The organism is Roseateles sp. GW821-FHT03B02, from assembly GCF_059421025.1.
Window position 1 is genome coordinate 218,798 of sequence record NZ_JBWKUV010000010.1, and the last position, 11,887, is coordinate 230,684.

Annotated in this window: 9 protein-coding genes; 6 read left to right on the top strand and 3 right to left on the bottom strand. The window is 71.8% G+C overall.

Annotated elements, in window-relative coordinates:
• The first annotated feature begins 75 nt into the window (after positions 1 to 75).
• The 4 genes from AC07VX_RS23805 (at position 76) to AC07VX_RS23820 (ending at position 5,215) form a co-directional block, all read left to right on the top strand.
• Entirely contained in the window at positions 76 to 300 is a 225-nt protein-coding gene (locus tag AC07VX_RS23805) for a hypothetical protein (RefSeq protein WP_493166895.1), read from the top strand.
• 153 nt (positions 301 to 453) lie between these two features.
• Complete coding sequence (locus tag AC07VX_RS23810; protein WP_493166894.1) at positions 454 to 1,704, top strand: hypothetical protein; 1,251 nt, start codon at positions 454 to 456, stop codon at positions 1,702 to 1,704.
• Positions 1,705 to 1,802: 98 nt separating this feature from the next.
• Complete coding sequence (locus tag AC07VX_RS23815; protein ID WP_493166893.1) at positions 1,803 to 4,775, top strand: ATP-binding protein; 2,973 nt, start codon at positions 1,803 to 1,805, stop codon at positions 4,773 to 4,775.
• A gap of 17 nt (positions 4,776 to 4,792) precedes the next feature.
• Positions 4,793 to 5,215, top strand: coding sequence for a hypothetical protein (locus tag AC07VX_RS23820; protein WP_493166892.1), 423 nt, complete (start codon positions 4,793 to 4,795; stop codon positions 5,213 to 5,215).
• 6 nt (positions 5,216 to 5,221) lie between these two features.
• On the opposite strand, the gene AC07VX_RS23825 is transcribed toward AC07VX_RS23820, so the two are convergent.
• Entirely contained in the window at positions 5,222 to 8,752 is a 3,531-nt protein-coding gene (locus AC07VX_RS23825) for a hypothetical protein (RefSeq protein WP_493166891.1), read from the bottom strand.
• 203 nt (positions 8,753 to 8,955) lie between these two features.
• Here AC07VX_RS23825 and AC07VX_RS23830 point away from each other — a divergent pair, with 203 nt between their 5' ends.
• Positions 8,956 to 9,240 (top strand): hypothetical protein, encoded by a 285-nt coding sequence (locus AC07VX_RS23830; RefSeq protein ID WP_493166890.1) that lies wholly within the window; start codon positions 8,956 to 8,958, stop codon positions 9,238 to 9,240.
• Here AC07VX_RS23830 and recQ read toward each other — a convergent pair.
• Positions 9,237 to 11,126: a DNA helicase RecQ gene (gene recQ, locus AC07VX_RS23835; protein WP_493166889.1), complete on the bottom strand. Its 1,890-nt coding sequence runs from the start codon at positions 11,124 to 11,126 to the stop codon at positions 9,237 to 9,239. The genes AC07VX_RS23830 and recQ overlap by 4 nt on opposite strands.
• Before the next feature lie 29 nt (positions 11,127 to 11,155).
• On the opposite strand from recQ, the gene AC07VX_RS23840 reads away from it, so the two are divergent.
• Positions 11,156 to 11,650 (top strand): cupin domain-containing protein, encoded by a 495-nt coding sequence (locus AC07VX_RS23840; RefSeq protein ID WP_493166888.1) that lies wholly within the window; start codon positions 11,156 to 11,158, stop codon positions 11,648 to 11,650.
• Here the strand turns inward: AC07VX_RS23840 and AC07VX_RS23845 are convergent.
• Entirely contained in the window at positions 11,647 to 11,868 is a 222-nt protein-coding gene (locus AC07VX_RS23845) for a SlyX family protein (protein WP_493166887.1), read from the bottom strand. The genes AC07VX_RS23840 and AC07VX_RS23845 overlap by 4 nt on opposite strands.
• Between the last annotated feature and the right edge of the window lie 19 nt (positions 11,869 to 11,887).

The following is an 11,887-nucleotide window of genomic DNA, read 5'->3' on the forward strand; positions in this document are numbered from 1 at the left end:
GGCGCCCTGCTCCGGTGACGAAACTGCTTCCATCGACACAGCAATCCCGCTGTGACACCCCCGAAAGGAAGCCTCATGAAAGCCACCGTCCTGATCCAAGCTGCCGCCGTCGCCGCCTTCGCGTTCACCGCCTTCGCCGCCAGCGCCGGCCCGCAAGAAATGCAGAAGCTGCCCCGCGTCGTCATCACCGGCAAGGCCACGCAGGAAGTCGCCCAACTGCCGCGCGTCGTCGTCACCGGCTACGCCACCCGCGAGGTCGCCCAGCTGCCGCGCGTCACCATCACCGCCCGCCGCGCCTGAGTCTTCGCATGACGATGCGAAGCACCGAAAACACCCGAGCCGAGTCGCCGGCGCAGCAGGCCGGTGGCCGGGCCTGCGCCGACGAGTCGGCTTGGCGTCAGCGAAATCGCGGTCTCTGAAAGACAATCCGGGCTTCTTGAACGGAGCCCGCTTGTGAAAGAAGAGCTGCGCAAACGCCGATCCTGGCTGGATGGCTTCATGGCCTACCCGGCCCCTGCCGGCCTGAGCGAGACCTCGCTGCGCGACAACATCATCCTGCTGGACCAGGCGCTCTACGCGCTGTGGAACCTGGGCGACAACCTCATCTACGCCTGGACGCCCGAGCCGCGCGGCCTGCGCGTGCTCGTCGCGCCGCACCAGATGCTGACCGAATACGCCCTGGGTGACGGCACGCTGGCGCAGACCGAGATCACCCGCCGCACCCGGCTGCTGGACAAGCTGCTGTCCAACCAGGAGCACCTGGACGCCCAGGCCTTCGACGCCGTCAGCGCGGCGCTGGCCATCACACCGCGCCTCATCGCGCTGCCCTTCTCGCCCGAGCGGGGCCTGGGCCTGCCGCTGATCGCCGCCATCGCGGCGCGCTACGGCATCCGCCTGGTGGAAGACCGCGCCGTCATCCTGTTCGACGCCGTCGGCTTCTCGCTGCTCACCCCCCTGCAGCAGGTGGTGCAGCTCAACAGCCTGTCCTGCTCCGTCAACGCCGCCTACGCCAAGCTGCTGGACCGCGAGATCAACATCAACTTCGCGCGCACGACGACGGGCGACGGCTTCTACATCTGGAACCGCATGCGCGGCGTGGAAGCCAACGTCGAGCTCTACCAGCTGATGCAGTTCATCCTGGCCGACAACGCGCTGGCCCAGGAGCGCGCGACGCGCTCCGAGTCGGTGCCCAAGCTGCGCGCCTGCTTCCACGTCGGCTCGCACTACGAGTTCTACCAGTCCGAAGGGCTGAACCCGACCTCGTTCAGCTACTTGGTGGGCCAGGTCACCATCGAGCTGGCCCGCATGATCGAGCGCGCCGAGCCGGGCCAGATCCTCGTCGGCAAGTTCAACACGCTGATGCACGACGAGGCCACCGGCGAGGACGTGCGCATCGACAGCCTGGACTTCGTCGAGCGCACGCGCGCGCCGCTGCGCAGCCTCAACGGCCTCAAGCTCGCCGGCTCCGAGGTCGACGAGATCGCCTGCTACCTGACCGGCCGGCGCGACGCGACCGGCCTGTGGGGCATCAGCGAGTACCAGATGGCCGACAAGCACGGCCTGATCCACCGCGTCTACAACGCCAAGATCAACATCCACCGTCGCAACGGTGAGCCCATCTACCTCGGCCTGCGCGAGGAAGACCTGCCCCCGGACGCGACGCGCACCACGGCGGACACCGACTTCACGCCCCTGCAGGGCTGACGCAGGCCGGGCGGGTGCAAACCCGCCTGGAGCAGCGCCTCCAAATGCCCGTGTTTTTGCAGCCGGCCCGGGCTGCAGCAGCTAGCATTCCCGGCGTTGTGACCGAGTCCTTCGCCTCCACCGCCGCCAGTCCCAACGCCGTCGGCCAGCGCCGGCTGCTGACCCTGCTGTTCGTCGACCTGAGCGGCTCCACCGCCATGGCCGAATGGATGGAGGCCGAGCACTACGCCGCCATGCTGGGCGGCCTGCGCGAGCTCTACGAGCGCATCGTGCCCCACCACGGCGGCGTCATCGCACGCATCCAGGGCGACGGCATGCTGGCCGTCTTCGGCCACCCCGAGGTGCGCGAGGACGACGGCCGCCGCGCCACCGAGGCCGCGCTGGAACTGCACGCCGCCGTGCGCGGCCTGCTGCCACCCGGCCCCCGGCCGGCCGACTTCCCCGGACTGGCGCTGCACAGCGGCATCCATGCCGGCATCGTCCTCGTCACCGAGGGCGACCAGATGCGCGGCCGCTTCGAGCTGCTGGGCAACGCGCCCAACATCGCCGCTCGGCTGTCCGAGGCCGCCAGGCGCGACGAGATCATCGCCAGCGAGGAGAGCCTGGGCCTGCAAAGCCAGTTCTTCGAGACCGGCCCGCGCTTCTCGCTGCAGCTGCGCGGCCGCGCGACGCCACTGGCCGTCTACCGCGTGCACGGCCGCGCACCGGTGGGCCGACGCTTCGAGGCCAGCGTGCGCCGCGGCCTGGCCCCCTTCGTCGGCCGCAGCGGCGAGCTCGCCGCGCTGGACACCGCCCTGGCCCGCACGCTGTCCGGCCAGACGCTCTGGCTGGGCCTGCGCGCCGGCGCCGGCGTGGGCAAGACCCGGCTCACCGAGGAATTCCTGCGCCATGCGGCGGATCAGGCCGATCAGCGCGTCCAGATCCACCGCGGCTACTGCGAGAGCTATCTCAGCGCCGAGCCGCTGCAGCCCTTCCTTCAGATGCTGCGCGCGCTGGAGGGCCTGCACGACGCGCCGCCCGAACTCTTCGCGGCCCAGCAGTGCACCCCGGCCCAGCGCGCCGACGCCCTGCTGGCCCTGCTGCTGGCGCTGGCGCGGCACACGCCCCAGCTCGTCTGCATCGACGACCTGCAGTGGGCCGACGACGCCTCGCTGCGCCTGCTGCACCGGCTGCGCTCCGCGGCCCAGGTGCAGGGCCTGCCCCTGCTGCTGCTCAGTGCCAGCCGCCCGCCGTCCGGCGCCACCGCCCTGCCCGGCGCCAATGACGGCGATGCCGACCTCATCGAGCTGCCGCCGCTGACCGAGGCCGAAGCCGCCCGCGCCGTGCAGCAGCTGCTGCCGCAGACCGACCCCTTCATCGCCTCCGAGGTGCAGCGCCACGCTGGCGGCAACCCGCTGTTCATCGAGGAGCTCTGCCACGCCGCGGCCGACAGCGGCAGCGGCCTCGTCGAGGGCCAGAGCAGCTCGGCCTGGCTGGCCGCCCTGGTCGAGTCGCGCGTCGGGCGCCTGCCGCCCGAGCAGGCCCAGCTCGTGCGCGTGGCCGCCGTCATCGGCAACGTCATCCCGGTCTGGCTGCTGGAAGCCATGACCGGCTGCGGCGAGCGCCACCCCGATGTGCAGGCCCTGGCCGCCCAGGACTTCATCTTTCCCGACCAGCGCCCGGGGCGCCTGCGCTTCAAGCACGGCATCACGCGCGACGTCGTCTACGAGGCCACCGGCCTGCACGAGCGTCAGGCCCTGCACCGTCGCATCGGCGCCGCGCTCGGCAGCCACGGCGGCGCCTACACCCAGCTGCACGAGCAGCTGGCCTACCACCACGCCGCCGCCAACGACTGGCCCGCCGCCGCCCACCACGCCGAGGCCGCCGGCGACCAGGCCCTGGCCGTCTCGGCCCTGGACCGCGCCAAGAAGCAGTTCCGCGCGGCGCTGGCGGCCCTTGAATTCCTGCCCGACGACGACGCCCGGCGCCGGCGCTGGATCGGCATCGCCCAGCGCCTGGGCATGGCCTGCGTCTTCGACGCCTCGCAGGACGACTTGCGCGTGCTCAGGCACGCCGCCAGCCTCGCCCTGACCGACGGCGACGCCAGCCTCGTCGCCCGCACCGAGTACTGGCTGGCCTATGTCGGCTACGCGCTCGGCGAGACGCGCAACAGCCTGCGCCACGCCCGCGCCGCCGTCGAGACCGCCCAGCAATGCGGCGACCACGCCCTGCTGGCCCAGCTGCCCGGCACCGTCGGCCAGCTGCAGGCCGCCGCGGCCGACTACGCCAACGCGCTGCCGATGCTGGACCTGGCCATCGCCCGCCAGCGCGGCCGCGCGAGCAAGAGCCCGGCCAACCAGATCGGTCTGTCCTACTCGCTGTGCTGCCGCGCCTACGTGCTGGGCGACCAGGGCCATTTCGAGCAGGCCTACGAAGTCTTCGCCGAGGCGCTGGCGCCCTTCGACGGCAGCGGCCATGCCGTCGAGGCCAGCATCCAGGGCTGGCGCGCCGCCGTGCTGCTGTGGCAGGGTCGCTGGCCCGAGGCGCGCGAGGCCGCGGCCGTGGCCCACCGCGTCGGTGCCCAGGTGCGCAGCATGTTCACCTGCGCCATGGGCCACGCGGCCGGCGCCTACGGCGCCTGGATGCAGGACGGCGACCCGGCCGCGCGCCAGCACATCCTGGACGCCACCGCCTGGCTGGCGCCGCGCGGCGGCGGCCTGTACAGCAGCTTCAACCACGGCTGGCTGGCCGACATCCTTGCCACCCAGGGCGACGCCGGCGCGGCCCGCCACCATGTGGCGCTGGCGCTGCGGCGCGGCCGCCAGCACGACTGGATCGGCGGCGCCATGGCCTACCGTGCCGCCGCCCGGCTGGCGGCCCGCGTGGGCGACGACGACCGCGCCAAGCGCTACCTCGGCCTGGCGCGCGGCGCCGGCGAGCAGCGCAGCTCGGCCCACGAGGCCGCCGTCACGGCGCTACTCGAAGCCGAGCTGCGGCTGGATGCGCGCTGGCAGGCCGCGCTGGACTTCGCCCGCGCCGAATTCGCCCGCCTGGGCATGACCGGCTTCCTCGAACGCGCGCGCTTCCTCTGAGGCCGCCCCTCTCCGCCATGAAACTTCTCGCCCCCCTGCTGCTCATGCTGGCCGCCACCGCCGGCGCAGCGCCTCGGCCCTTCACCGGCCCCGACTACAGCGGCCGCTACGAATGCCAGGGCCTGGACGACCACGAAGGCCCCTACACCGGCACCGTCACGCTGGCCCTGGTGCGCGAGCAGAGCAGCGGCCGCCACGGCGCCTATCGCTTCGAGCTGGAGGTGCCCGGCTACGGCCGCTACCCCGGCCAGGCGGCCAGCGACGGCGCCCGGATGGCCATCCACTTCGCGCTGACCGACCAGGCGACCAAGGACTACGGCACCGGCATCGCCACCTTCAGCAAGACGCGCGACGGCCGCTGGCAGTTCAGCAAGTGGTACTACGAGCCGGAGTTCAAGGGCGGCAACTTCGGCAGCGAGACCTGCACGCAGCAGAAGTAGCCGGCATCACACGGCCAGCGCCACCACCGTCGGTGCCCCCGTGAAGCGCATGACCCCGGCGTCCAGCACCGCCGCGATGACGCCCAGCATGACGCCCATGCCCATGCCGTAGCCTGGGCAGGCATGCGGCGGCGGCCCCGCGGGGTCGGCGCGGTCGCCGCCGAAGGCGACGTGGTGGCGCAGCGGGTCCTGCTGGGTGGCAGACCCCAGGCCAACGATGAGGGTGTCGCTGGTCGTCACGTCCACCTCGCCCAGGCGGTGCGCGCCGAGCACACGGCGCCAGATCTGGAAAGGCGTGGGGCGCAGGTTGATCGTCGCGACCACGGCCGGGCGCAGGCGGGCGACAGCCTCGGTGTAGCGCTGGGCGTCGGTCACGGCCTCGGACACCTCGTGCCAGACGGGTTGCAGCTCCCACAGCTTGCGCGTCTGCACCCAGCCGGCCAGCACGGTCAGCAGGTTGGCGTGCGTCGTCGGCGGGAAGCCGAGCATGACGCCGGCCAGCGTGCGCGCGGGCAGGTCGGCCGGCGCGCCGGGCACGGCCTCGGCCGCCTTGACGATCTGCTCGGTCAGCGCCGGCCACTGGGCGCGCGGCGTGGCCTGCAGCCAGGCGGTCGTGGCCTGCAGGAAGCTCTGGCCGGCCTTGCGGCCGGTGTCGCTGACGAACGCGCTCGGGTGCGGGCCGAAGACGTGGCGCGAGACCTGGAACAGCGCGCGCGGGCAGCGCGGCAGCTCGGGGCTCGTCGGCGGATGCAGCTCCGTGCCCCACACAAGGCGGCCGTCGGGCAGGCCGAACCAGGTGCGGCACAGGGCCGCCAGCACGCCTTCGCTGAGACGCTCCAGGTCCAGCGGCGTGTCCGCCGGGATGCCGTCGGGCTTCTGGCCGGGCGGGAAGGCAGCAAGCAGCCCGCGGGCCTCGGCCTTGAGCTGCTTCATGCCGCCGCTGGCGACCTCGTAGGCCTTGGCAAAGGCCTCGGCCTCGCTGATGGCCTCCAGCGCCCGGTTGACCTCGGGCGCCTGCTCCTTGTGGCCGTTGTCGTCGTCCATGCCGAGGAAGCCCTCGCCGATGGAGTCGCGCATGCGCTCGCCGTAGCCCTTGTTGGAGTAACGCGCGCCGGCGTTGCGCAGTACGTCGCAAACGCGCTCGGGCGCACCGACGAGCACGCCGTAGGCCGTGCGCACGACGCCGCCGGGCTGGGCGCGCACCCAGGCCCAGGCGGCGTCGCGGGAGTTGGTGTCCTCCAGCCAGCGCTGCCAGGCGGCGAAGTCCTGCGGGTCGGGGGCCCGCTCGGGCACCGGCACGGGGGCCGGGAGCGGCAGGGGCAGCTCGGCCAGGCCGGGCAGGGCCTTCAGCGCCGCGATCGAGGGCACGAAGAAGTAGGCCCCCCACTGCAGCGTGACGAAGGGCAAGGGGCCGAGTTCGATCTCGTAGGGCTTGCCGGCGTGCTCGAAGGGATAGAGCCGATTGCCCAGGCTTGCGTCGGCCACACCCAGCAGCGGGTCGCTCTGCGCCGAGTAGCCGCCACTGGCATTGGCGCCGGCCATCCAGCGCTGCACGACCTCGAACTGCTCGGCCAGGTGGGCGTTGTAGGCCATGAAGACGAGGCCGCGGTCGTCGCGGTCGTTGGGCTTGAGGCGGTCGGGCGGCGGGCCGTAGCTCATGCCACGGCGCAGCAAACGCGGCATGCGGCCGGTGAGCGCCGAGTCCCCGGCCTGGTCGCGCGGGTTGGCGCGGCGGATGTGGGCGTGGAAGGGGCACATCGAGCCGCGCCCGTCGTGCTCGTAGTTGAAGTCGTTGCCGTCGGTGCTCTCGTCGGCCAGGGCCCTGCCGTCCAGGCGGCGGCCCATCAGCTTGGCCATCAGCAGCTCGGCCGGCAGGTTCATGCGCCGGGATTCGTGTTCGATGCGGTCGTGCAGCCGGCCGGTGTACTGGCGCAGCTTGCGCACGACGAGGAAGCTGCCGCAGTCCAGCAGCGCGTCGGCCTGCTCGGGCACTGGCCAGCCCTTGTCGCGCAGCGTGGCGAAGCCCTGCACGATCTCGCCGGTAGGCACCTGGTCGTTCCAGTGCCGGTGGGCGGCCGGGTCCAGGCTGGGCTGGCTGATGCCGTCCTTGAAGCCGAAGTTCTCCTTGTCGGCGAGGTTGCTGCGCATGGGCTCGACGGCCATCAGCGACAGGCCGGTGCCGTCGGTCAGTAGCCGGGCGGCGGTGGCGATGCGGGCACGGTCCTCGTCCGTGACGGCCTCGCCAGCGGCCGGGTTCTCGAAGCGCACCTGCACCAGCACATGCGCGCCGGCGGGGTCGAAGCGGTCGCGCTGGTTGGCGTGGGGCGCCAGCGCCCAGTGCGCCGGATGGTTGTGGCGCACGTCGCCCAGCAGGCCGGCGCGGGCGGCCATGCCCTCCTTGAAGGCCTGCGGGAAGCGCGCCAGGCGCGCCTCGGGGATGCCCAGCGCCTTCAGGCCGGCCAGCGTCAGCGCCAGCTGGCGCCAGACGCCACCAGGCCCCGCCTTGCCGCCTTCGGCCTCGACCGGCGCCGTGGCCAGCCAGGCCAGCGCACGGGCCGGCTGCTCGATGCGCAGCAGCAGCAGCGCACCGCGGTTGGCGGGCAGCTTGGTCAGCATGCCGGCCTGCAGCTGGCTGCGGTCCAGCGTCAGGCGGGCGGGTGGTTCCTCGACGGGTGGCAGCGCGGTCTCGAACCAGGCCAGCATCTCGTGGTGGCGCAGGCGCAGGCGCTCGCCGGGCGTCAGCTGCTCGGGCGGCTTGCCCGGCGCGGGGACCGGGAACTGGCTGCGGGTGCCCAGCTGGGCGAGTTCGAACAGCACATCCTGCGTGGCGCGCAGCAGGCAGCCGCCGTCGGGCGCACCGGGGCGGAAGAAGCGCTGCAGCGTGAACAGCCCGGCCAGCGGCACCAGGCCGCGCGCGGCCATGGCGAAGCGCTCCTGCGGCTGGTCCTCGGGCGGCAGGGGACGCACCTGGCCGGACGACGGGGCACGCTGGCGGTCGGCCTTGAGCTCGTCGGCATGGCCGCGCTGGGCGGCCTCCAGCAGCGCCAGGTATTCGGCGTCGGCCACCGTGCGGCCGGACTCGATGAAGAGGAAATCCGCCGAGATCTCGTGCGCGCGCACCCAGCGCGAGTAGGTCTCGAAGCTGCAGCGGTTGGAGAGCGGGTAGCCCTCGGTGTGGCACAGCATCAGGTCCAGCGTGGAACCGAGCTGGTCCCAGATGACCCGCATGTAGGGCTCCCAGCCGCCGTCGAAGTTGACGCACAGCAGCAGGCGGTCGGGCGCGCCGTCCTGGCCCTCCACCACCGCCCAGCGGAAGGAGTGGACGATGCGCCAGCGGGCGACGATGTCGGTGTAGGGCGAGGCCGGCGCGCTGGACTCGCGCGAGCCCAGCCGCAGGCCGTTCAGCGTGCGCAGCACCTTGCGCAGCCGGTCCACGTAGGTGACGACCTCGAGGGCGTCGACAAAGCCCCGCTTGATGTCGGCCAGCAGCACCAGGTCGGTGATGCCGCCGAGTTGGACGTCGTTGCCGCGTGCCATGACTTTTCTCCCCTGAACGTGAGGGAGAAGTATCCCGGCACCGCATGACGGTGGCGTCAGGGTCGGCCCTCAAGTCTGACGACGGCCGCCGTTGATCTGCGCCAGCCGCAATTCATCCGCGAAAAGCCGCAACCTATCGCAAACCCTTAGATCGCAGGGCCGCTCACGAACACACTGGCGGCACAGACAGAGAGGAAAGCACCATGAACCGCATCAGCACCACCACCACCCGCACCGCCCGCCTGCAGGCCGTCAGCGCCGCCGCCCTGGTCGCCATGATCGCGCTGACCGGCGCCGCCTGGATGACCATCACGGTCCCGGCCGAAGCCCCGGAGGTCGTGAAGCTGGAGCGCGTCGTCATCAGCGGCGTCAGCACGCCGGAGCCGACCGTGGCCCAGCTGCCCCGCGTCGTCATCGAGGGCCACCGCAACGTGGCCGGCGGCGCCACCCAGGTCGCCAGTGCCTGCGTGGCACCGGCCCTCTGCTAACGACCGAGCACGCGCAGGATCTCGCGGCCGTAGGCTTCGAGCTTCTTCGCGCCCACCCCGCTGATCTCGCCCAGTTCGGTGAGGTCGCCCGGCACGACGCGCGCCATCTCGGCCAGCGTCGTGTTCTGGAAGATCACATAGGCCGGCAGGCCATGCTCCTTGGCCACCTCGGAGCGCCAGGCCTTCAGCGCCTCGAAGCGCTCATGCCCCTCGGCATCCAGGCCCAGCGCCGGGTCGGTCCTGGGCTTGGCACTGGCGCGCGAGGTCTTTGATTTGCCGCGCGGCTTCCTCTCCTCGGCCTCGCGCAGCCTGAGCTCCACCTCGCCCTTGAGCACGCCCCGCGCGCTGTCCTGCAGGGCCAGCGTGTTGAACTCGCCCTCGGCCGCCACATGGCCCAGAGCGATCAGCTGGCGCAGCACGGCCCGCCACTGCTGCTCGGACAGGTCCGCCCCGCAGCCCCAGGTGGAAAGCCTGTCGTGGCCGTATTGCCGAGTCTTGTCGGTCTCCTTGCCGCGCAGCACGTCGATCAGGTGGCCGGCCCCGAAGCGCTCGCCGCGCTGATGGAAGCGGTAGATGCAGGAGAGCAGCTTCCTCGCCGCCTCGGTGCCGTCCCAGGTCTGCGGCGGGTTCAGGCAGTTGTCGCAGTTGCCGCAGGGCTGGCTCTGCTCGCCGAAGTAGGCCAGCAGCCGCACGCGCCGGCAGTCGGTCGCCTCGGCCAGCGCCAGCAGCGCGTCGAGCTTGCCGCGCTGGCCCTGCTTGAAGACCTCGTCGGCCGGGCTGTCGTCGATCATGCGGCGCTGGTTCACCACATCGGCCAGGCCATAGGTCATCCAGGCCTCGGCCGGCGCACCGTCACGGCCGGCGCGGCCCGTCTCCTGGTAGTAGCTCTCGATGTTCTTGGGCAGGTCCAGGTGGGCGACGAAGCGCACGTCGGGCTTGTCGATGCCCATGCCGAAGGCGATGGTGGCCACCATGACCAGGCCCTCCTCGCGCAGGAAGCGGTCCTGGTGGCGGCGGCGCACGTCGGCGTCCAGGCCAGCGTGGTAGGGCAGCGCCTTGATGCCTTCGCTCTCCAGCCACTCGGCCGTCTCGTCCACCTTGCGCCGGCTCTGGCAGTAGACGATGCCGGCCTCGCCCTCGTGCTCGTCGCGGATGAAGCGCAGCAGCTGCTCGCGCGGCGACGCGCTCTTCTCGGCGATCAGGTAGCGGATGTTGGGCCGGTCAAAGCTGCTGATGAAGACGCGCGCCTCCTGCAGCTGCAGCCGCTCGATGATGTCGGCGCGGGTCAGGTCGTCGGCCGTCGCGGTCAGCGCGATGCGCGGCACGTCGGGGAAGCGCTCGTGCAGCAGGCTCAGCTGCAGGTACTCCGAGCGGAAGTCGTGCCCCCACTGGCTGACGCAGTGCGCCTCGTCGATGGCGAACATGGACAGCAGGCCGCGCTCGTGCAGCGAGGCGAGCTGGGCCAGGAAGCGCGGCGTCGTGATGCGCTCGGGCGCGGCGTAGAGCAGCGTCAGCCGCCCGCTCATCATCTCGCGCTCGATGCGGCTGGCCTCTTCGCCGGTCAGGCTGGAGTTCAGGAAGTTGGCGTGCACGCCGGCCTCCTCCAGCGCGCCGACCTGGTCGTGCATCAGCGCGATCAGCGGGCTCACCACCACCGCCACGCCCTGGCCGCGGGCGTGGCGCACGATGGCCGGCACCTGGTAGCACAGGCTTTTTCCCCCGCCGGTGGGCATCAGCACCAGCGCGTCGCCGCCGGCAGCCACCTGCTCGACGATCTCGGCCTGCTGGCCGCGGAAGGCGGTGTAGCCGAAGACTGCTGACAGGACCTGGCGGGCTGCGGATTGCAGGTCGTCGGTGGGTTCGGGAAGATGCACGGGCGGATTCATTCGACCGCCATTGTCCCCGGAGACCCTTCATGCCCCCATCCGACAGAGCCGCCGAACTGCGTCAGACCCTGATCCGCAATTTCAACGATGCGCCGCGCGAGCGCTTTGTGCGCGCGCCCCGGTACGACAGCGAGACCGCCTCGATGACCAAGGGCACGGCAGCCCGGCAGATGGGCGCCAGCTTCGACATCGTGGCACCCGGCCAGCAGAGCTGCCCCTACCACTACCACTACGCCGAGGAGGAGATGTTCGTCGTCGTCCAGGGCGAGGGCACGCTGCGCGTGGCCGGCGAGATGGTGCCCATCCAGGCCGGCGACGTCATCTCCATCCCCGCCGGGCCGGAGTACCCGCACCACATCATCAACACCTCCGACGCGCCGCTGCACTACCTGTCCATCAGCACTCAGAAGGAACCCGAGATCTGCGTCTACCCGGACTCGGGCAAGGTCGGCAGCTTCGCGCCGGGGCTGCGGCTGCTGCAGCGCCGCGAGGCGGGGCTGGACTACTGGGACGGCGAGGCCTAGTAGTGCGGCGGCAGCTCGTCGCGCAGGCTGCGCACGCCGCCCGGCTCGACGGCCGAGGCGGCCTGGCGGCGCAGTTCCACGAGTTCGCGGATCAGCCTGTCGATCTGCTCCTGCTGGCGCACGACGACCTGGTTGAGCTGCTCGATGGTGTCCTCGGCGAAGCTGGCCTTGATCTCCAGGTCGGTGATGCGCTGCTCGATGCGTTCGGAAATGTCCATGTCCGTATTGGGCCCGAAT